Source organism: Hydrogenophaga sp. GW101-3F08 (assembly GCF_059424585.1).
Genome location: NZ_JBWKZP010000008.1, coordinates 1 through 19,881, shown reverse-complemented (window position 1 = coordinate 19,881; position 19,881 = coordinate 1). Strand labels below are relative to the sequence as shown.

The window sequence follows — 19,881 nt, the reverse complement described above, 5'->3', positions numbered from 1 at the left end:
ACCGCATCAGGAGCCTTCATGGAACCCGTCATCACCAGCCTGCTGGACACCGACCTCTACAAGTTCACGATGTGGCAGACCATGCTGCACCGCTTCCCGCAGACGCAGGCGGAATACAGCTTCGTCTGCCGCAACCCGCCCGCCTACTCGCTGGCCGAGCTGCTGCCCCAAGTGAACGCCGAACTCGACGCCCTGTGCGCGCTCGGCTTTCGCGAAGACGAGCTGGCCTACATCGGCGGCCTGCGCTACATCAAGAGCGACTTCGTCGACTTCCTGCGCATCTTCCGCTTCCAGCGCAACTTCATCGAAGCGCGCGCCGAGGGCGATGCCCTGCGCATCGTGGCGCGCGGCCCGCAGGTGCACGTGATGGCGTTCGAGATCTTCGTGCTCGCCATCGTCAACGAGCTCTACTTCCGCCGCTTCGACCGTGCCGCGGCCGAAGTCGAAGGGCGTTTGCGCCTGCAGGCCAAGATCCAGCGGCTCAACGACCTGGGGAACGAGCCCGCGTTGCGCCACCCCTTCGAGCTGTTCGATTTCGGCGTGCGCCGCCGCTTCTCGCGCCGCTGGCAGCGCGAGGTCGTGGCCGCGTTCCAGGCCCAGGTGCCGCAGTTCTTCAAGGGCACGTCCAACGTCTTGCTGGCGCGCGATCTCGGCCTGGTGCCCATCGGCACCATGGCCCACGAGTACCTGCAGACCTATCAGGCGCTGGGCGTGCGCCTGCGCGACTTCCAGAAAGCCGCGCTCGAAGACTGGGTGCAGGAATATCGGGGCGACCTCGGCATCGCGCTTACCGACGTGGTCGGCATGGACGCCTTTCTCGCCGACTTCGACCTCTATTTCGCCAAGCTCTTCGACGGCCTGCGCCACGACTCGGGCGACCCGCTGGTGTGGGCGAACAAGGCGCTGGACCACTACCAGAAGCTGCGCATCGACCCGCACACCAAGCGCCTCGTGTTCTCCGACGGCCTCACCATCGACAGCGCGCTCGCGCTCTACCACGCGCTGGGCAACCGCACGCAGCTCGGCTTCGGCATCGGCACCCACCTGAGCAACGACGTCGGCCTCACGCCGCTCAACATCGTGATGAAGCTCACCAGCGCCAACGGCCAGCCGGTGGCCAAGCTCTCCGACTCGCCCGGCAAGACCCTGTGCGACGACCAGACCTTTCTCGCCTATCTGCGCCAGGTGTTCAAGGTGCCCACCCTCCAGGAGGCCACATGATCAAAATCACCCTCGCCCAGCTCAACGTCACCATCGGCGACATGGACGGCAACGTGCGCAAGATGATTGCCGCCGCCCAGCGCGCACGCGACGACGCGGCCGACCTGGTCGTGTTCTCCGAACTCTCGCTCACCGGCTACTACCCCGGCGACCTGCTCGACGAACCGCAGTTCATGGCCCGTGTGGCGGCGGGTTTCGCGGCCCTGCTCCAGGCCTCGCGCCAGATGCCCGCGCTGCACTGGGTGGTAGGCCTGCCCGCGGCGCACGCCGGCCCGGGCAAGCCGCTGCGCAACGTCTTGCGCGTGCTGCGCGGCGGCGAGGTGCTGCTCGAATACGCCAAGCAGCTGCTGCCCACCTACAACATCTTCAACGAGCGCCGCCACTTCGAGCCCGGCCCCGACGTGGCCAAGGTGCTGCGCATCGGCGGCGCGCAGGTGGGCTTCCTGATCTGCGAAGACGGCTGGAACGACGACGGCAGCGCCTACGCCGTCAACCCGTTCGAGCGCCTGCGCGATGCCGCGCCCGACCTGGTGATTTCCATCAACGCCAGCCCGTCCCACATCGGCAAGCGCGAGCAGCGCCACCAGATCTTCGCCGCCGCCAGCCACCGCAACCACCTGCCCATCCTGTACGTGAACCAGGTCGGCGGCCACGACCAGCTGGTCTACGACGGCGCGTCCTTCGCCGTCGACCCCAAGGCGGGCGTGGTGTTCGAAGCGCGCCGCTTCGAGGAAGACGTGACCACGCTGCGCATCGACGCCCACGGCTTCAAGGCCGCCGACGGCGAGCCGCTGCCCGCCGTGCCCGCTGACGGCCTGCCCACCATGGCCTTCTACCGCCAGCAGATCGTGCTCGGCCTGCGCGACTACGCGCGCCGCTGCGGCTTCACGCAGGCGGTGGTCGGCTCGTCCGGCGGCATCGACTCGGCCATCACCCTCGCGCTGGCGGCGCAAGCCTTTGGCCCGGAGCGCGTGACCGCCATCACCATGCCCTCGGTGTTCTCGTCGGCCGGTTCGGTGGACGACTCGCAAACCCTGTGCGACGGCCTCGGCGTGCGCCTGCACCGCCACTCGATTGCCGATCTCGTGCGGGGCTACAGCGCTGGTTTTGAAGCCGCCTTCGGCGCGCCGCTGCAAGGCCTGGCGCTGGAGAACCTGCAGGCCCGCATCCGCGGCACCGTCCTCATGGAATATTCCAACACCTGGGGCCACCTGTTGCTCACCACCGGCAACAAGTCGGAGATGTCGGTCGGTTACTGCACGCTGTATGGCGACACCAACGGTGGCCTCGGCCTCATCGGCGACCTCTACAAGACCGAGGTCTTCGCGCTCGCGCGCCACCTGAACGAGGCCTCGGGCCGTGAGATCATCCCGCGCGCCATCATCGAGAAGCCGCCCTCGGCCGAGCTCGCGCCCGACCAGCGCGACACCGACAGCCTGCCGCCCTACGAGGTGCTCGACGAGGTGCTCAAGCACCTGATCGAAGGCCACGGCCTGGTCCACGAGGAACGCGAACAGGTCGAGGCCTTTGTGGCCCGGCTCGTGCACCGGCCCGACGGCGCCGCGCTGGTGGACCGCATCCGCCGAATGGTTGCGCGCAGCGAGTACAAACGCCGCCAGGCCCCGCCCGTCATCCGCGTGCGGGCCCGCGCCTTTGGCTCGGGCCGTCAGATGCCCATCGCCGCGCAACATTTTTGAACACCATGAACGCCACCGAACACAAATTCACCGGCGCCGTCTGCATCGGCCGCTTCCAGGGCCTGCACCACGGCCAGCTCGCTGTCATTCGCCGCGCCTTGTTGCTCGCGCCGCGCGTGGTCATCGTCATCGGCTCCGCGTTCCAGGCGCGCACGCCCAAGAACCCGTTCACCTGGCAAGAGCGCGTCGAGATGATCCGGCTGGCCTTGTCGAACGACGAAGCCGAGCGCGTGGGCTTCGTTCCCGTGCGCGATTACTTCGATGGACGGCGCTGGGTCGCCGCGGTGCGCCAGGGCGTGCGGGCGCAACTGGGCGACTTGCCCGCGGGCCAGACCGTGCTCGTGGGCCACCGCAAAGACGCCACCAGCGAGTACCTGAGCGACTTCCCCGGCTGGCTGCTCGACGACGTGGGCAGCCAGGGCGACATGCACTCCAGCACCTTGCGCGACGCCTTCTTCGGCGCCGCCGGCCAGCCGCTGGAGCCCGCGCTCGCGGCCCTGGTCAGCCAGGCGCCGCCGTCCACGCTCGGCTTCCTGCGCGCCTGGGCACAGCTGCCCTGCTACCGCGAGCTCGCGGCCGAGTGGGCCAGCCTGCGCAGCGAACGCGCCCTCTGGGCCCGCGCGCCCTACCCGCCCGTTTTCGTCACCGTGGACGCGCTGATCGAATGCGCGGGCCACGTGCTGCTCATCGTGCGCGGCCGCGCGCCCGGCAAGGGCCTGTACGCGCTGCCCGGCGGCTTTCTGGAGCAGCGCGAGACGGTCTACCAGTCGGCCCTGCGCGAGCTGCAGGAAGAAACTGGCCTGCACCTGCTGCCTGGCGACATCGCCCATGCGCTCAAAGGCGTGCGCGTGTTCGACCACCCGGACCGCAGCCAGCGCGGCCGCGTCATCACCCACGCCCACCATTTCGATCTGGGCGCGCGCCGCCTGCCCGAGGTGAGCGGCAGTGACGACGCCTTGTCCGCCGCCTGGGTGCCGATCGGCGAGCTCGCCGCGATGGAAGACCGCTTCCACGACGACCACTTCCACATCCTCGACAGCTTCCTGGGCCTGACCGCATGACACACCGCTATCTCCAGGTTGGCCGCGCCCGCACGATCGCGCCCGAAAACAGGGCCACGGCGCTGCGGGCCGAGGGTCACCCGGCGCGGGTGCTGGCATGACGGCGGGCCTGGGCCTGCGAGGCATCCGCCGCCGGATCGTCGACGTTGGCCTGTACGAGCTGTTCGCCATCGCCGCCACCCCGCGCCGCTGCGTGCGCCGGGACGGTGCGCCGGCGACATGGAAAGCGGATTCGGCTGCCGGTGGAGGGAGCGCCGTGCGACGTCCCCCATGGGAGGGGCGCAAACGGCCCGCGTTCATCAAGGCAAGGGATGACGTTGCCCGGTGGGGGCTCCAGCATGGACCAGCCGCCCCAGCCCGGAGCGGCCCGCCCTCAACCCGCAGGAGAACCCCATGGTCACACAGACTGCCGTCCGTCCCAGCAAGAAAGTCCCCCAGGTGCGCGAGCTGCGCGTCGCGCTGCCCAGCGACATGCCCTTCGACAAGATCGTCGATGTGCTCAAGCAGACCCTCACCATCCCCGAACTCCCGGGCATCAAGGGTTGCCGGCCCTGCCTCTCGGGGCTGGACCGGTTTGTCTTCGAAGACATCGTCAACGGCCGCTTCCGCTGAGCGCCGGGGAGCTGCCATGCAAGCCTTGCCCAAGCTCGGCGTGGGCGTGGCCTTCCAGGCCCCGCTCAAAGGCCTGATCGAGCAGCCTGGCGGCGACTTCGACATGGTCGAGGTCGTTCCGGACATCCTCTGGACCGACCTCGGCCCGGGCCAGTGCCCGCGCTACCTCGACGACACCGAACACCTTGCCTGGCTCGATGGCGTGGCCCGCACCCTGCCCGTGATCCCCCATGGCATCGGCATGTCCATCGGAAGCGCCACCCATTTCGACGCGCAGCACCTGGCCCAGCTGCAGCGCTGGCACCAGCGCATGCGCTTCCCCTGGCACAGCGACCACCTGGCTTTCCACATCGCTGACCACGGCGGCGACGCCGTCAATGTCGGCATCACCCTGCCCCTGCCGCGCGACCAGGCCACGCTCGATCGGCTCAAGCCACGCGTCGCACGGGTCAAGGCCGCTGTGCCCACCCCCTTCCTGCTGGAAAACAACGTCTATTACTTCGACATCCCGGATGCCGAGATGGACGAAGCCCGTTTCCTCAACGCGCTGTGCCACCAGTGCGGCTGCGGCCTGCTGCTCGACCTGCACAACGTCTACACCAACGCCGTCAACCACGGCTTCGACGCCGTCGCGTTCGTCGACGAACTCGACCTGCGCCAGGTGGGCGAGATCCACGTGGCCGACGGCATGGTGCTCGACGGCTTCTACCTCGACGCCCACAGCGGCGCCGTGGCCGACCCGGTGTGGGCCCTGCTCGAACACGTGCTTCCCCGCTGCCCGAACGTCGGCGCCGTGGTCTTCGAGCTCTTCGGCTCCTGGTTCGAGGTGGTGGGTGAACAGCGCGTGCGCGCCGATCTGCGCCGCCTCAGACAGCTGTGGCAACAATGCCAGAGCCCGCGTCCCCCTCGCGCCGCGGCCAAGCCCATGGCCGCCCGCCGACCGGCCGTTCCGAAGGCGCTCAGCCCCGCGGTGCGCAGCACGGAGGGGGTCGTCCAGTGAGCGCCGCCACCTTCCAGAGCCTCATGGCCCAGCTCGTCATCGACCCCGCGTTCCGCCAACGTGTGCAAGCCAGCGGCTTTCCCGTCGATGCGGACCTTGACGCGCGCGAGCGCCAGCGCCTGTGGCACATCGCGGCCAGCCCCGGCCTGGACATCAATCACACGCTCCACAAGGGGTTCCGGTTTGGCAAGCTGCGGGCCTTGCTGCCGCTGACCTGCGCCTTGCTGCAGGGCACCCGGCTCCACACCGCCGTCGCCCGGTTCTGGGCGTTGCATCCGCCGCGCAGCTTCTACTTCCTGCCCGAAGCGATCGAGTTCTGCGACTTCCTCCTGGCGCAGCCCACGCATTCGAAGTACCTGCACGAAGTGGTCGGCTTCGAGCGTGCTCACCTCGAACTCCAGCGCGCACGAACCGGCGAGGCCCCTGCCCAGACCGTGCGCTTCGAGCACGACCCCAGCAAGCTCCTGGGCCCACTCGCCCAGGGCAAAACGCCCCTGGGCGTACCGCTGCGGCCCTGCACCGCCGTCGGCACGCTCGACGGCCAGGGCCAGGCGCAGTGGGTGCTTCAAGACGGAGCCGGCGACGTACCGACAGGCCCACTGCGGCGCCACCGCGCCGGAGGACAATCGCCCACATCCGCGTGCGCCCGAAGCAGACCATGAGCCTTCATCCCTCCGACGACACCCGCACCACCCTCACCCGCCACCTGCGCATCACCGGCCGCGTGCAGGGCGTGGGCTACCGCTGGCACATGACCGAGCAAGCCCGGCGCCTGGGCCTTATGGGCTGGGTGCGCAACCGGCTGGACGGCAGCGTGGAAGCCGTGGCCCAAGGCCCGGCGTGGGCGGTACAGGCGCTCATCGACTGGGCGCAGCGCGGTCCGAGCGGGGCGCGGGTGGATGGGGTGGTGCTGGGTGAGGCCGAGGGGGTGTTTGAGGGGTTTGAGCAGCGGGAGACGGTGTAGGCCGCCCGGAGCCTCCTGTGCCGACATCGCGCTGCAATTGTCGGGTGACAGGGAATGTGAAAAGTGATCCGTTGATCTTCAAGGGGTCTTTCAGCAACCTTGTCAGCGATCAAGTCCCGTGTGACACAGATCGTGAAGAAAGCCGGGATCCATGCCAAGACAAGTGGAAAAAACGTGACGGCTCATTTTCGGCGCGGAACGGTCGATCTGCGTTGCGAGCCGAGTTCCCGCCACACCTCCTGTCCAGACCACCTTTGAACTGTACGCCCGCATTGTGGTGAAGCCTGAACGGACTTCACCAAGTGAATACGCTCCGAGTTCCGTGCAGAGGCCTTGATCGGCATTTCGAGGCAGGTCAAGTCGTAGCACTTACCTTCAAGACATCGCGGCGAGTCGACCAACACCAGTGACTGCCAATCGGTAGCTCAGCATGCGCTGACTGATACCGTACAGCGAAGCTGCCTCTTCAGGCTCCATCCTACGTCGCTTGATATGCAACAGCGCTTCGCGCGGAAGAAGCAGACACCCAGCGAGCCAGTCAGCTTCATCCTCGTACTGCTTGTCGTAGTCCCGCAAAAGCATCATTCCCTCTTCGGAGACCTCGACCTCTTGTGCCGCATGGCCACGAATGATGTGGGACAGCTCGTGGATCAGATCACTGGACTGACGGCCAGCGCTATGCGACGAATTCAAGATGATGACCTGGCGTGGTCCCATGACCAGCGTGACTGCAGACCAGCAGCTCGGCGTGACGCCGTCGCTTCGCAGTAGGACAGCCAGTGACTCTGCTCTCAGCCCTGGCACCTCTTCAGGAGTCCACACGCGGATTCCCAAGTGATTGGCGAGCTTGCGCGCATCCAACGGATCGTGCGCAGCCAAGCCCAAGCCCAAGCCCAAGTCCTGTCGCCGTTGGACTGAGTATTTCTCACACCACGTCTTGAAACCGCGCTCGAACACCATCAGCCGTCTTGTTCTTCTTCCAGTATGGCGCGCTGCGCCGCTAGGATGAGTTCTCCCAAGGCTCGCGCACTGTCCTGCTTGATCGCTGACCGTTTCAAGCAGCACAACGCGTTTCGATCGCCAGGCGCGGCTTCACTGGAGGACCTCGCCGGCGCGCCGCCTAAGGTCGCCCGCTGGGCAGATGTGTACGGGCGGATGCGCAATGGTGACATTCAACGTAAGACATGTCCCGAGCAGCCCCATGAAGCGCCGTCGCCCGCATCCCCTTCGATGTCTCCGTCCGCTGAGGTGGGCGGTTCTGGGCATTGCTTTCGGCTGGTTCGCTAGCGCTATCCAATCGCTGATCTGCGGAATGCAACCGCACGGGGCGCGGTGCTCTCCTCGCATTCCAAGAATGGCGTATATGCAGGGGACAACCCATGATCCATGGAGGACATCTGTTGTGCTGCTGGGCCAGTGGCATGACTGGCGATGGTGGCCTCAGCGTTGACTACTCTGCTTGGGGTGAGCGACATCGGCTGAAGCGGGGCTGAGCACCCACAGCCGCAACGCCACCTGAATCTCCAGCGCGCGCAAGGCGTTGCCCCAATGTCCGATCAGCCCCTCGGCGGTGCTCAACCGCTGACGCATGGTGTTGACATGGATGCCCAGGCGATCGGCTGCGACCTTGGCGTTCTGATTGCAGTCGAAGTAGCTCAGCAATGTAGACACCAGTTCCGTTCCTCTTTTTTTGTCATAAGCGATCAGCGCGCCAATGTGACTCTCAAAAAACGTATGCAGGCTTGTTTGATCGTGTGTTTCGAAAAGCGTGGAATACAGCGCCAGTTCACTTTGTCCGATCACATGACCTTGGGCGCCGATGCGTGCCACCACCGGTAGCGCGCGCCGCAGCGCTGCGTTCAATACCGCAATATCGGAGACCTGAGCGATAGGTCTTGACGCCACACCGAGGAAAGCCGGACCAAAGTGCTGCCGGGCCAGAGCCTCCACTTCCCGTCGCATTTCGTCGACCCGCGACGTGGCACACAGCACGGTCAGCACGCCATCGACATTGTCATAAAGGGCCCGGGGCAACCCTTGAATGGCACGCAGCCTCCGTGCCAGGAGAGCGACATCCGCTGCACGTGACTCCAGCAGGATGATGGAGGTAGGGCGATGCAGATCAACGCCAAAGCGCTCGGCTCGATCACTTAGCCGAACCAGGTCATCTTGTCGAGGCGAGAGCAGATCGCGAAGCAAGCTCGACTGATCGCGATTCTGAGAAGCCTCGACGCGCTCGCGCGAAAGCAGCACGATGCCGATGATGCTGGCACTGCGTTCGAAGGTGCGAATGGCCACGCTGTCCAGCGCCTCGCTTCGAAACAACAGCATGGTGCCAAGCACGTCGTTGCCTCCGATGACGGCGTTCAATCGACACGTCTCCCCATCCGCTTCGAACGCCACCACCGAGCGTCCGGTGTGGCGACTTTCGCCCTGCGCCTGAAGCAGCGCCTCACTGTGTTCCCCGTGCGGGTGGTAGGCCGCAGCTCCCGATCCGCTGTACTGCTCACTCGTACCTCGACCGATGACTTCACCAGCTTCGTCAAGCACCAGAACAGCTCCACGCATGATCTGAGCCACCGACTGGCAAATCGCAGCCAACGGGGCGCCGCGCGCAAGCAGGCTGGTCAGTTGATCGTGCGCCTCCGCTGCCAACTGAACCTCCAACGTGTGGCGCTCAAGCTTCGCACGCACCGCCTCGGCACTGCGCAGCGCGGAACGAGCCTCTTCAAATGCCATGGCGTTCTTGATGGCCACTGCCGCATGCGTGGCCAGGGTGCAAAGGATGGAGATGTGATGCGCGGTATGGGCTCGGTGGTATCGGTCTGCCACGAACAACACGCCGATCACCTCACCTTCCCAAAGCATGGGAACGCCGACCAACGATGAAATGCCTTCGTCGCGAAAGGTTGCGTCGAATTGCGGGGCATGGGAGAACCGGGTGTCGTTCAGGTAGTCGGACGTGGTGAAAGGCAATCGAGTCTTCAGCACCACGCTGACGATGCCGACGTCACCGGTTGCCATCATCTGACCGGTACTGCTCGCAAGGGCGCCATCGGTGGTGAGTACATGGAACGCGTCCAGACTGGCGTCGTAGGCCGAGAGCCAAGCAACTTGTGAACCCAGCAAGCGTCGTGCGCGAGAAACCACAGCCTTCAACAGTTCAGGTAAATCCAGTCGACTGGAAAGGTCGCGCGCAGACTCAATCACAGCCAGCATCCCGCTCTCTCTCTGCTGCTGCATGTCCAGTCGGTGATGCACAGCCATGGTCATCCGCACCAGTTCGACCAGATGCGACTTGTTCGGAGTGTCAGGCGGCAAGGCTTCTACCTGCGCCATGCGGGAAGCCAGCTGTTCCGCAGAGGCGCCTCCGTGCAGGAGCGCTATGAGAGCTTCACCGATCCGCTCGGGTGTGTTGACCACGGGGCCATTGGACATGCTCGGCACTTCCGAAAAGGTGGTTGCTCAAATTTCGCGCAGGCTAGCAGATCAGATGTCACAGGTGAATCCCTTCTGACCTCAGGTTACCAAGGGTTTTCACTGAGTGCATGAACCACATCAGATCAAGCGGAAATCTGTGTGCCTCATACATAGACCAAGCCTTCCCGATCCGGGACAGTCTAGTCGTGCCGCGCAGTCTCGAAGACTGCCGACACAACCCGCACAGCCCAATCGATCAGCCATGACCATCCTGAACTCCCTTGTTCCCCCACCCGGCCTGCGCGTGCTGGTGACTGCTGGTGCCAGCGGCATTGGTGCCGCCATTGCTCGCGCGTTCAGCGAGGCTGGCGCTCGCGTCCATGTGTGCGACATCGACCGGGCGGCCATTGACCGCTTGGCCAACGAGCTCCCCGCGGTTACCGCCAGCGTGGCCGACGCGTCGGTCGAACGCGATGTGGACCTGGTCTTTGAGGATGTGATCGGGACCATTGGGGGACTGGATGTGCTGGTCAACAACGCAGGGATCGCTGGTCCCACGGGCCCGATCTACGAGCTCGACGCCAATCAGTGGCAACGCACGGTAAACGTCAACCTCAACAGTCAGTATCTGTTTGCGCGAAGGGCTGTGCCACTGCTCAGGCAGTCCAACGCCAACCCCTCCATCATTGCCATGAGTTCGGTGGCGGGTCGATTGGGTTATGCCTATCGCACACCCTATGCCGCGACCAAGTGGGCTGTGATCGGTCTCATGAAATCGTTGGCCATCGAACTCGGGCCGCAGGGTGTGCGGGTCAACGCCATCCTGCCCGGTGTGGTGGAGGGTGATCGCATGAACGCCGTGATCGCCGCCCGGGCGGCCACCACCGGTCTCAGCGTCGACGCCATGCGAGACGAATACCTGAAAAAGATCTCGCTGCGCCGCATGGTCACCGCCAACGACGTGGCAGCGACTGCGCTCTTCCTCAGCTCCCCCGCTGCCCAGAACATCACCGGCCAGGCCATCAGCGTGGACGGCAACCTCGAGTACCTGTGACGCACCCGCCAGCGGTACGCCTTTCCCCGTGTCAATACAAGGAGACTTCATGAAACTGTTCCAAATAGCCGGTGTTACCGCAGCCTGCTTCGCTGTCAGTGGCGCCGCCTCTGCCCAGACCGTCAAGATCGGCGTGATCGAAACGCTCTCGGGTCCGCAGGCCGCCTCCGGCCTGCTGTACCGCACGGCCGCGCGCTACGCCATCGACCGCATCAACGCGCAAGGCGGCTGGAACGGCCAGCCGGTGCAGCTGATGGAATACGACAATCAAGGTGGCCCGACCGGCGCAGCCGACAAGCTCAAGGCCGCCATCGCCGACGGCGTGCACATGGTCCTGCAGGGTGCCTCATCGGCCGTGGGCGGACAGATCACCGAAGACGTGCGCAAGCACAACCTGCGCAACCCGGGCAAAGAGGTGGTCTACCTCAACGTGGGCGCCGAGGCGCTGGAGCTGACCGGCGAAAAGTGCCATTTCCACCACTTCCGTTTCAGTGGCAACGCGCAAATACGCACCAAGGCACTGGTGCTGGCGATGAAGGAAGCGGGTTCCTTGGGCCAGCGCGTGTATTCGATCAACCAGAACTACTCCTGGGGCCAGGATATGGAGAAGGCCATCGCCGACAACGCCAGCCTGGGCGGCTACCAGGTGATCGAAAAGACGCTGCACGACACCAACAAGATTCAGGACTTTGCACCCTACGTGGCCAAGATAGATGCCGCCAAGGTCGACACCGTCATGACCGGCAACTGGTCCAACGATCTGCTGCTGCTGATGAAGGCCACCAAGGCAGCAGGCCTGAAGGCACGCTTTGCCACCACATTTCTGGACCAGCCTGGCAACATCGCCAACGCGGGTGAGCTCGCCATCGGGCACTTCATCGCCCATGCCTTCAACGCCGAAGCCGGTGGAGCTGCAGGCGACCAGTTCGCTGCCGATTTCCGCGCCAAGACCGGCTCGTTGCCAGTAGCCACCGACGCCCAGACGATTTTTGGCCTGGCCATGGTGGGCGAAGCGCTCAAGAAGGTGCCGGCCGCGGGCGGCCAGTTCAACGTGAACGCCTTCGCGCGCGCTCTCGAGTCCACCAGGGTCAGCACGCCCATGGGCGAGTTGGCCATGCGCGCGGACGACCACCAGGCGCTGCTGCCGATGGTGGTCTCCACCGTGGCCAAGGACGCCAAGTACAAGGCGGACAACACCGGCATGGGCTTCAAGCCGGTCAAGCGCTTCACGGCGGCCGAGGCCGCAACGCCAGCGCAGGCCAGCTGCAAGATGCAGCGTCCCAGCTGACGGCAGCTCTGCCCTTCGGGCCCCTGGCAGCGCCGTTCTTCCTTTTTCTTCTTTGACATCGGCCCGCCGACGGGCGCCTGCGGGCCCTGTCGCGGCCTCCACTTTTTGCTGGGACGCCCACACACATGGACACCCTCATCGTTTCCCTGCTCAACGGCACCATCTACGGCCTCTTGCTGTTCATGGTCTCGGCGGGCCTGACACTCATCTTCGGCATGATGGGCGTGCTCAACTTCGCCCACGCGTCCTTCTACATGTTGGGCGCCTACTTCGCCTATGCGCTGAGCGACGCGCTGGGCTTTGGCCTGGCGCTGGTGGCTGCCACGGTGCTGGTGGGGTTCGTCGGCGTGGTCGTCGAGCGCTACTTCCTGCGCCGCGTGCACCACCACGGCCATGCGCACGAACTGCTGCTGACCTTCGGCCTGTCCTTCATCATCGCCGAGCTGATCAAGCTCTTCTTCGGCAACTTTCCGGTCAACCACCGGTTGCCCGCCTTCCTGGACTTCCCGGCCTTCAGCATCGGCACGGCCAGCTACCCGGCCTACCGCCTGTTCATGGGCGGCGTGGCGGTGGCCATGTTCGTGCTGATCTACCTGCTGCTCACCCGCACCCGCGTGGGCATCGTGGTGCGCTCGGCCATCTACCGCCCGCGCATGGCCGAAGCCTTGGGCCACAACGTGCCGCTGGTCTTCATGAGTGTCTTTGGCGTGGGCGCCGCACTGGCCGGACTGGCCGGGGCGGTGGCTGGCGCCTTTTACACCACCAACCCCAACATGGCGCTGGAACTGGGCGTGATGGTCTTTGTGGTGGTGGTGGTCGGCGGTCTGGGCTCGCTCGAAGGCGCGATGCTGGCCTCGCTGCTGATCGGTTTGATCACATCGCTGGCGGTGGCGGTGGACGCCAGCCTGGCCGACATGCTGGCGGTGGTCGGCGCCCGCGAGTGGGCGCAAGGCATCGGCGGCTTGCTCACGCTCAAGCTCTCCAGCCTGGCGGCCACGCTGCCCTTTGCGTTGATGTTGCTGGTGCTGCTGGTCCGGCCCTCGGGTCTCATGGGTGAGAAGGGTTGATGCCATGAACGCACGCAAGTTTGTCTTCATCAGCCTGGGCCTGGGTGTGGCCATCCTGGCGGGTCTGCCCTGGCTGCTGTCCATGGGACTGCTCAACGCGGCCATCCAGATGCTGATCGCGGCTCTGTTCGCCTCGGCCTTCAACGTGGTCTGTGGTCAGGCCGGCATGCTGTCCTTCGGTCACGCGGCCTACTTCGGCATCGGCGCCTTTGCCACGGTACACGCCATGAACGCGCTAGGTGGCGCCGGGCTGCTGCCCACGCCGTTGCTGCCGCTGGCCGGCGCGGCCGCTGGCTTGCTGCTGGGCCTGGTGGCGGGCTGGTTCTCCACTCAGCGCACCGGCACCTACTTCGCCATGATCACCCTGGCCATCGCCGAGCTGCTGCACTCGCTGGCGCCGCACCTCAAGAGCGTTTTCGGCGGCGAGGCCGGGGTCTCCAGTATGCGCATGCCGTCGATGGGGTTCACCTTCGGCGCCACCACCGAGGTGTACTACCTCACGCTGGCCTGGGTGCTGGTTTCTCTGCTGCTGCTGTACCTGTTCACGCGCACCCCGGTCGGTCGCCTGGCCATGGGCCTGCGCGAGAACCGCCACCGCCTGGCCTTCCTGGGCTACGACACACACAAGCTCAGCGTGCTGGTGTTCTCCGTGTCCGCCATGTTCTCGGGCATAGCCGGCGGCCTGCAGGTCATCAACAACGAAGCGGCCAACTACGTGCTCTTCGAGGGAACGCTCTCGGCCGCTGCGGTGCTCAACACCTACATCGGTGGCGTGAGCACCTTCTTTGGCCCGGCGCTGGGCGCAGCGCTCATGACCTTCTTCGGCTATGCGGTCTCGGACCTCACGCAGTCGTGGCTGCTCTACCAAGGCATCCTGTTCGTGGTGGTCATGATGTTCATGCCCCAGGGTTTGGCCGGGCTGTTCAGCGGTTCGCTGCTGCTGTGGCGCCGCGTCGGTTTCTGGCGGCTGCTGCCGGTGCTGCTGGGCTTTGCCGGCGCGGTGGGGCTGCTGGGCAGTGGCACCGCCTTCTCGGTGGAGGTGCTGCGCCGCCTGTTCTCGCGCGACTACCGCGCCCTGCTGCCGGCCGACCCGGACGCAGCCTGGCCGGCGATCACGCTGCATGGCGTGGACTGGGCTCCCGCCGCGCCAAGCACCTGGCTCGTGCCGCTGGCCTTGCTGGCTGCAGGCGCTGCGTGCGTGCTCTTCACACGCCGCCAGTTGCTGGCCATCCACGACGCTACACCGACAGGCCCCTCCACCGCCACCGTTCAGGAGTCCGCATGAGCGAATCCATTCTGTCCCTGCGCGGCCTGAAGAAGTCCTTCGGGCCCACCGAGATCATCCGCGGCGTCGAGCTGAACTTGCGCCCGCAGGAGCGCCACGCCCTCATTGGCCCCAACGGCGCCGGCAAGTCCACCCTGTTTCACCTGATCTCTGGCAACCTCAAGCCAAGCGCCGGCGAAATCGTCCTCAACGGTCGGCGCATCGATGGCCAATCGCCCCAGGCGATCAACCGCCAGGGCCTGGCGCGCTCGTTCCAGATCACCAACATCTTCCCCAAGCTCACGGTGTTCGAGAACCTGCGACTGGCGGTCATGCGCTCGCACGGCCTGCAGTTCAACTTCTGGCGTTTCATCGACAGCAACCGGCGGGTGCGCGAGCAGACAGAGCGTCTGCTGGAGCAGGTGCGCCTGCAGGCCAAGGCGCAGATGCTGGCGGCCGAGCTGTCGTACTCGGAGCAGCGTTCGCTGGAGATTGCCATGACGCTGGCCTCGGACCCGCAGGTGATCCTGCTGGACGAGCCCATGGCCGGCATGTCCAACGAGGAAACGACCTACACCGCGCAGCTGATTGGCGAGGTCACGCAAGGCCGCGCCCTGCTCATCGTCGAACACGACATGCAGGTGGTCTTCTCCATCAGCGACCGCATCAGCGTTCTGGTCTACGGTCAGGTGATCGCCACCGGCACACCCGACCAGATCCGTGAGAACGCTGCAGTGAAGGAAGCCTATCTGGGCGAGGAGGTGGCGGCATGAACCAGCACAACACCCTGCTGAGCGTGGACCAGTTGCACGCGCACTACGGCAAGAGCCACATCCTGCACGGCGTCTCGTTGCAGGTTCGGCGCAATGAGGTGCTCAGCCTGCTCGGGCGCAACGGATCAGGCCGCTCGACCACGCTCAAGGCGCTGATGGGTCTGGTGACACCCAGCAGCGGCAGTGTCCAGCTTCAAGGGCGCGAACTCTCGGGTCAGCGGCCCTTTCACATCTGCCGCGCCGGCCTGGGCTATGTGCCCGAGGAGCGCGAGGTATTCGCCAACCTCACGGTCGACGAGAACCTGCGCATGGGCGAACAGCCCACGGTGGGCGACTCGGTGCGGTGGACCGTCGAGCAGATGTTCGACTACTTCCCGCGCCTCAAGGAGCGCCGCAACACCCTGGCCGGCAGCCTCTCGGGCGGTGAGCAGCAGATGCTGACCATCTGCCGCTCGCTGCTGGGCAATCCGCTGGTGCTGTTGATCGACGAACCCACCGAAGGCCTGGCGCCCAAGATCGTGGCCGCCGTGGGCGAGTGCATCCAGGACATGCACCGCCGCGGCGTCTCGGTGGTGCTGGTCGAGCAGAAGCTGGCCATCGCCCTGAAGGTGTCCACCCGCGTCTGCGTCATGGGCCACGGCAGCATCGTTTTCGAGGGCACGCCACAGGCCCTGATGGCCGACGAACAACTGCTGGCCGACTGGCTGGCGGTCTAAGCCAGAACACATCCCATTCATTCACTCGAACGCCCCCATGGACAAGCATCCAAACAAGGTCATCATCTCCTGCGCGGTCACCGGCTCGGTGCACACGCCCAGCATGTCGCCACACCTGCCGCTCACACCCGATCAGATCGCCGAACAGGCAATTGAAGCCGCGCATGCGGGTGCTGCCATCCTGCACCTGCATGCCCGCAACCCGGCCGATGGCAGCCCCACGGCCGACCCCAAGGTGTTCGACCAGTTCGTCCCGCGCATCAAGGCGGCCACCGATGCAGTGATCAACATCACCACCGGCGGCAGCACCCGCATGACACTTTCTGATCGACTGGCCTACCCCCTGCAGGCTCAGCCAGAGATGTGTTCGCTGAACATGGGGTCAATGAACTTCTCCATCCACACCGCCGCACGCAAGATCCAGCTGTGGAAGCACGCCTGGGAGAAGCCCTACATCGAAGGGATGGAGGACTTGATCTTCCGCAACACCTTTGCCGACATCAAGCACATCCTGAAAGTGCTGGGCGAGGACTGCGGCACGCGCTTTGAGTTCGAGTGCTACGACGTGGGCCATCTGTACACCCTGGCCCACTTCGTGGACGAGGGCCTGGTCCAGGGGCCGCTGTTCATCCAGTGCATCTTCGGCATCCTGGGCGGCCTGGGGCCGGACCCGGAGAACCTCTGCGTGATGCGCAACACCGCCGATCGCCTGTTTGGGCGCAAGGGCTACCGCTTCTCGGTATTGGGCGCCGGGCGCCACCAGATGCCGTTGCTGACCATGGGCGCAGTCATGGGCGGCCATGTGCGCGTGGGCCTGGAGGACAGCCTGTACCTGGGCCGCGGCCAATTGGCGCAGTCCTGTGCACAGCAGGTGCTCAAGATCCGCCGCATTCTTGATGAACTCTCGCTGGAAGTGGCTACGCCCGCTGAAGCGCGCGCGATGCTCGGCCTCAAGGGCGCGCAGGCCGTGGCCTTCTGACCCTCCTTTCAAACCAACAATCAACGGATCAACCAAGACATGAACAACAAGGTTTTGCAGAACAAAGTGGCCATCGTGACCGGTGCGGGTGGTGGCCTGGGTCGCGCCCATGCGCTGGAGCTGGCGCGCCATGGCGCGCGCGTGCTGGTGAACGACCTGGGGGGCGAACGCGAAGGTTCGGGCGCACGTGCGGTGGTCGAAGAAATTGTCCGCCGCGGCGGCGAGGCCCAGCTCAACGGTGGCGATGTGACGAAGTTCGAGCAGATGCAGGCCATGGTGGCCCAAGCGGTGAACGCCTGGGGTCGGGTCGACATCCTGGTCAACAACGCAGGCATTCTGCGCGACAAGTCGTTTGCCAAGATGTCGCTCGACGACTTCCGTTGGGTGCTGGAGGTGCATCTCATGGGATCGGTTCACTGCACCAAGGCGGTATGGGAACTGATGCGGGAACAACGTCACGGTCGCATCGTCATGACCACCTCGTCATCTGGCCTTTACGGCAGCTTCGGACAGGCCAACTATGGTGCGGCCAAGATGGCCCTGGTCGGGTTCATGCAGACACTGGCGTTGGAAGGCATGAAGCACGACATCCGTGTCAACTGCCTGGCCCCAAGCGCCGCCACCGGAATGACCGAAGGCATCCTGTCCGATGCGGACTTGGCTGGATTGGCCCCTGAAAAGGTCAGTCCGGGCCTTATCGCACTGGTGGCCGATGACGCCCCCACCCGCATGATTCTCCTGGCTGGAGCCTCCAGTTTCGAGTGCGCCCACATCACCATGACGCAAGGCATTCATGTGGACGAGGCTCACGACGCAGCGCATGTGGTGCGCAGTCAACTCGGTCAACTCCAAGACCGCACCAATGAAGTCGTACCTGCATCTGGCTGGGAACAATACAAGCATGAGTTGACCAAGGCAGGCGTGGACAAAGCGCGCCTTGGGTAAAGCCAAGCCCCCCGAGCGCCGATGACACCGCTCGACAAAAAGGAAGCAGACCCTTGCGACGGTTTCCCGTCACAAGGGTCATTTTCTATTGCCGAGGCATTTACTGGTGCGAGTAAAGCATCGTGCCCTTCGCGAATCCTTTCGCCTTGAAGATCCACGATCCTTCGCCGTTGTTGCCATCGTTGGTGAGAATCACCAACTCATCGCTGTCCGGGAAGAACCCGACGCTGGTCGATCGCATGTTGTGGCCTTGGTCGCGTTTGGGCAGCAGGATCTGACTGATGGCGATGCCGTTCTTGTTGAATACCAAAACGCGACCCTGCGAGTACATCGCTACATACACGTTCCCATCGCGATCCGAGCGCATCGAATCGGGCGCAAAGCCGTTGAAGTAGTACGGTGTAGCGGTCCCGAACGGGGCGATGGTCGTCGGCCCGCTCATCTCCACGCGGCGCAATTGTCCGGCCGCCAATTCGGTGGCCCACAGCACTTCGCCGTCCGGGCTCAGGCAGACGCCGTTGGCGATAGCCATGCCCGTGAGGATCGGCGTGATCGTCTTCATGTCGGGTGCGACGTAGTGGACGCCACCGATACGGTTGTTGGTATCGCCGCGGAAGTCCGTGAAGTAGAACCCCCCATGCTTGTCGAAGACCAGATCGTCTGGCAGATAGCCCGCGCTTGCCGGCACCACAGTGACCAGCCCCGTACCATCCGGATTCATCGAGAAAATGCTGCCGGTGTCCTTGAAGTTGCCAAGCCCGGCGACGAACAAGCGTCCGTCCTTGTGAATGGCGATGCCGGCCGATCCCAGGGTGTTCGCCGGATAGACCGTGCTCAACTGCTTCTTTGGGGTGAGCTTGAAGATGGTCCCACCGAACACATCCACAAACAGGAGGTTGCCCTGTCGGTCGAACGACGCAGCCTCAAGTTGCAGACCCTTGGGCGACACTTGAAAGTACGGTTCAGCAACCACCGTCTGCAGCCCTCGCTCGCTGGCCGGGACGGGGAAGGGCACATTCAGCCCTGGTGTGTAGCGTAGCGAACTGGTGGCGGCCGCAGCATGGGACACACCGCCGCAAAGCATGGCCCCTCCAGATGCCATCCCAACCAACTGCAGCACACGTGTGAGAGAGTCGCGCCGAGTAAGGCGTTCACCCGCCAAAGATGGCGGCGTTTTGAGTGCGATAGGGTTCACTGAGTCTCCTTGGTCGTGAAATTTATGAATGAGCCCTTGATGGGGGCCTCCTCAGTCTCTCGCGATCGCAACTCCGATCCAATGTGTGTTGCACACATAACGATTGTCCGTTTTGTGTTGTTGCCAGGAAGCTCAGCGCGTTATGACAGCTGTGGTCAAAAACCGCTGTATGGAGTTGTGGGGCATAGCAAAGCAAGCTCCCTAGTTTGGGCCTTTGTCTGATGATTGGGCCCAAAGGGAGTGCGTCATCATTACCCGAATGGCCCTAGGAGCAATCCGCCGCGATTCGGCAGTTGGTTGAGCATTTGAGAAAACGCGCCACTACACGGTGAATCGGCCGTTGTCATGGTCCATGCGCTGCGGGGATGAGTTGCAGCCAAGTGGGTGTGCATTTCCACCGTTATGGCCATTGCAGCCATGCAGTGTGAACTCCAACGCATTCGAAGACTGATCCTGCAACCGTTGGAGGTGAAGGTCAGACCAACAACCGGTCAAGATCAAAGTTGTCGGTCGACCGAAGAATCTGACTGACCGCAACCAGCCAATTGTGTTGAAAAACTCGGTTTTGACCCGCACCGTGGAGCCGGGCTGAATCCGCCGCGATCAGAGTTGAGTTCATTTCGCG

General features: G+C 64.5%; 18 protein-coding genes. 15 read left to right on the top strand and 3 right to left on the bottom strand.

The window, feature by feature from the left end:
* The first annotated feature begins 18 nt into the window (after nt 1–18).
* The 7 genes from pncB to AC07YZ_RS18730 all read left to right on the top strand — a co-directional run bounded on the left by pncB (nt 19) and on the right by AC07YZ_RS18730 (nt 6,555).
* A complete protein-coding gene (pncB, locus tag AC07YZ_RS18760; RefSeq protein WP_494795857.1) occupies nt 19–1,221 on the top strand; it encodes a nicotinate phosphoribosyltransferase in 1,203 nt (400 codons plus the stop codon).
* A complete protein-coding gene (locus AC07YZ_RS18755; protein ID WP_494795856.1) occupies nt 1,218–2,918 on the top strand; it encodes an NAD+ synthase in 1,701 nt (566 codons plus the stop codon). The genes pncB and AC07YZ_RS18755 overlap by 4 nt, the downstream gene beginning before the upstream one ends.
* 5 nt (nt 2,919–2,923) lie before the next feature.
* Nucleotides 2,924–3,979 (top strand): bifunctional nicotinamide-nucleotide adenylyltransferase/Nudix hydroxylase, encoded by a 1,056-nt coding sequence (locus AC07YZ_RS18750; protein ID WP_494795855.1) that lies wholly within the window; start codon nt 2,924–2,926, stop codon nt 3,977–3,979.
* 393 nt (nt 3,980–4,372) lie between these two features.
* Nucleotides 4,373–4,591 (top strand): hypothetical protein, encoded by a 219-nt coding sequence (locus tag AC07YZ_RS18745; protein WP_226490642.1) that lies wholly within the window; start codon nt 4,373–4,375, stop codon nt 4,589–4,591.
* A gap of 16 nt (nt 4,592–4,607) precedes the next feature.
* A complete protein-coding gene (locus tag AC07YZ_RS18740) occupies nt 4,608–5,591 on the top strand; it encodes an MbnB/TglH/ChrH family RiPP precursor modification enzyme (RefSeq protein WP_494795854.1) in 984 nt (327 codons plus the stop codon).
* Nucleotides 5,588–6,253 (top strand): hypothetical protein, encoded by a 666-nt coding sequence (locus tag AC07YZ_RS18735; RefSeq protein WP_494795853.1) that lies wholly within the window; start codon nt 5,588–5,590, stop codon nt 6,251–6,253. Before AC07YZ_RS18740 ends, AC07YZ_RS18735 begins: the two co-directional genes overlap by 4 nt.
* Nucleotides 6,250–6,555 carry an acylphosphatase gene (locus AC07YZ_RS18730; RefSeq protein WP_494795852.1) on the top strand — a complete coding sequence of 102 codons (306 nt, stop codon included), beginning with the start codon at nt 6,250–6,252 and terminating at the stop codon, nt 6,553–6,555. The genes AC07YZ_RS18735 and AC07YZ_RS18730 overlap by 4 nt, the downstream gene beginning before the upstream one ends.
* Nucleotides 6,556–6,930: 375 nt before the next feature.
* Here the strand turns inward: AC07YZ_RS18730 and AC07YZ_RS18725 are convergent, their stop codons facing one another.
* Both AC07YZ_RS18725 and AC07YZ_RS18720 read right to left on the bottom strand, forming a co-directional pair.
* Nucleotides 6,931–7,515: an ImmA/IrrE family metallo-endopeptidase gene (locus AC07YZ_RS18725; RefSeq protein ID WP_494795851.1), complete on the bottom strand. Its 585-nt coding sequence runs from the start codon at nt 7,513–7,515 to the stop codon at nt 6,931–6,933.
* A 480-nt stretch (nt 7,516–7,995) separates the two neighbouring features.
* Nucleotides 7,996–9,993, bottom strand: coding sequence for a helix-turn-helix domain-containing protein (locus tag AC07YZ_RS18720; protein ID WP_494795850.1), 1,998 nt, complete (start codon nt 9,991–9,993; stop codon nt 7,996–7,998).
* A gap of 244 nt (nt 9,994–10,237) precedes the next feature.
* Between AC07YZ_RS18720 and AC07YZ_RS18715 the strand changes: the two genes are divergently transcribed.
* From AC07YZ_RS18715 to AC07YZ_RS18680, 8 genes are all read left to right on the top strand, one after another.
* Entirely contained in the window at nt 10,238–11,029 is a 792-nt protein-coding gene (locus tag AC07YZ_RS18715) for an SDR family oxidoreductase (protein WP_494795849.1), read from the top strand.
* A gap of 49 nt (nt 11,030–11,078) precedes the next feature.
* A complete protein-coding gene (locus tag AC07YZ_RS18710; RefSeq protein WP_494795848.1) occupies nt 11,079–12,317 on the top strand; it encodes a branched-chain amino acid ABC transporter substrate-binding protein in 1,239 nt (412 codons plus the stop codon).
* 125 nt (nt 12,318–12,442) lie between these two features.
* Nucleotides 12,443–13,384, top strand: coding sequence for a branched-chain amino acid ABC transporter permease (locus AC07YZ_RS18705; protein WP_494795847.1), 942 nt, complete (start codon nt 12,443–12,445; stop codon nt 13,382–13,384).
* A gap of 4 nt (nt 13,385–13,388) precedes the next feature.
* Nucleotides 13,389–14,669 carry a branched-chain amino acid ABC transporter permease gene (locus tag AC07YZ_RS18700; RefSeq protein WP_494795846.1) on the top strand — a complete coding sequence of 427 codons (1,281 nt, stop codon included), beginning with the start codon at nt 13,389–13,391 and terminating at the stop codon, nt 14,667–14,669.
* Nucleotides 14,666–15,421: an ABC transporter ATP-binding protein gene (locus AC07YZ_RS18695; protein ID WP_494795845.1), complete on the top strand. Its 756-nt coding sequence runs from the start codon at nt 14,666–14,668 to the stop codon at nt 15,419–15,421. Before AC07YZ_RS18700 ends, AC07YZ_RS18695 begins: the two co-directional genes overlap by 4 nt.
* A complete protein-coding gene (locus tag AC07YZ_RS18690) occupies nt 15,418–16,137 on the top strand; it encodes an ABC transporter ATP-binding protein (RefSeq protein WP_494795844.1) in 720 nt (239 codons plus the stop codon). The genes AC07YZ_RS18695 and AC07YZ_RS18690 overlap by 4 nt, the downstream gene beginning before the upstream one ends.
* Before the next feature lie 37 nt (nt 16,138–16,174).
* Nucleotides 16,175–17,116: a 3,5-dioxohexanoate:acetyl-CoA acetone transferase gene (kce, locus tag AC07YZ_RS18685; protein WP_494795843.1), complete on the top strand. Its 942-nt coding sequence runs from the start codon at nt 16,175–16,177 to the stop codon at nt 17,114–17,116.
* Nucleotides 17,117–17,155: 39 nt separating this feature from the next.
* Nucleotides 17,156–18,061, top strand: coding sequence for an SDR family NAD(P)-dependent oxidoreductase (locus AC07YZ_RS18680; protein WP_494795842.1), 906 nt, complete (start codon nt 17,156–17,158; stop codon nt 18,059–18,061).
* Between the two features lie 100 nt (nt 18,062–18,161).
* Here AC07YZ_RS18680 and AC07YZ_RS18675 read toward each other — a convergent pair whose 3' ends face one another.
* Nucleotides 18,162–19,256 (bottom strand): SMP-30/gluconolactonase/LRE family protein, encoded by a 1,095-nt coding sequence (locus AC07YZ_RS18675; RefSeq protein WP_494795841.1) that lies wholly within the window; start codon nt 19,254–19,256, stop codon nt 18,162–18,164.
* Between the last annotated feature and the right edge of the window lie 625 nt (nt 19,257–19,881).

Bases quoted from the DNA above. Each gene is read 5' to 3' on its own strand.
- pncB (WP_494795857.1), top strand. From the start codon at position 19: ATGGAACCCGTCATCACCAGCCTGCTGGACACCGACCTCTACAAGTTC.
- AC07YZ_RS18755 (WP_494795856.1), top strand. From the start codon at position 1,218: ATGATCAAAATCACCCTCGCCCAGCTCAACGTCACCATCGGCGACATG.
- AC07YZ_RS18750 (WP_494795855.1), top strand. From the start codon at position 2,924: ATGAACGCCACCGAACACAAATTCACCGGCGCCGTCTGCATCGGCCGC.
- AC07YZ_RS18745 (WP_226490642.1), top strand. From the start codon at position 4,373: ATGGTCACACAGACTGCCGTCCGTCCCAGCAAGAAAGTCCCCCAGGTG.
- AC07YZ_RS18740 (WP_494795854.1), top strand. From the start codon at position 4,608: ATGCAAGCCTTGCCCAAGCTCGGCGTGGGCGTGGCCTTCCAGGCCCCG.
- AC07YZ_RS18730 (WP_494795852.1), top strand. From the start codon at position 6,250: ATGAGCCTTCATCCCTCCGACGACACCCGCACCACCCTCACCCGCCAC.
- AC07YZ_RS18725 (WP_494795851.1), bottom strand. From the start codon at position 7,515: ATGGTGTTCGAGCGCGGTTTCAAGACGTGGTGTGAGAAATACTCAGTC.
- AC07YZ_RS18720 (WP_494795850.1), bottom strand. From the start codon at position 9,993: ATGTCCAATGGCCCCGTGGTCAACACACCCGAGCGGATCGGTGAAGCT.
- AC07YZ_RS18715 (WP_494795849.1), top strand. From the start codon at position 10,238: ATGACCATCCTGAACTCCCTTGTTCCCCCACCCGGCCTGCGCGTGCTG.
- AC07YZ_RS18710 (WP_494795848.1), top strand. From the start codon at position 11,079: ATGAAACTGTTCCAAATAGCCGGTGTTACCGCAGCCTGCTTCGCTGTC.
- AC07YZ_RS18705 (WP_494795847.1), top strand. From the start codon at position 12,443: ATGGACACCCTCATCGTTTCCCTGCTCAACGGCACCATCTACGGCCTC.
- AC07YZ_RS18700 (WP_494795846.1), top strand. From the start codon at position 13,389: ATGAACGCACGCAAGTTTGTCTTCATCAGCCTGGGCCTGGGTGTGGCC.
- AC07YZ_RS18695 (WP_494795845.1), top strand. From the start codon at position 14,666: ATGAGCGAATCCATTCTGTCCCTGCGCGGCCTGAAGAAGTCCTTCGGG.
- AC07YZ_RS18690 (WP_494795844.1), top strand. From the start codon at position 15,418: ATGAACCAGCACAACACCCTGCTGAGCGTGGACCAGTTGCACGCGCAC.
- kce (WP_494795843.1), top strand. From the start codon at position 16,175: ATGGACAAGCATCCAAACAAGGTCATCATCTCCTGCGCGGTCACCGGC.
- AC07YZ_RS18680 (WP_494795842.1), top strand. From the start codon at position 17,156: ATGAACAACAAGGTTTTGCAGAACAAAGTGGCCATCGTGACCGGTGCG.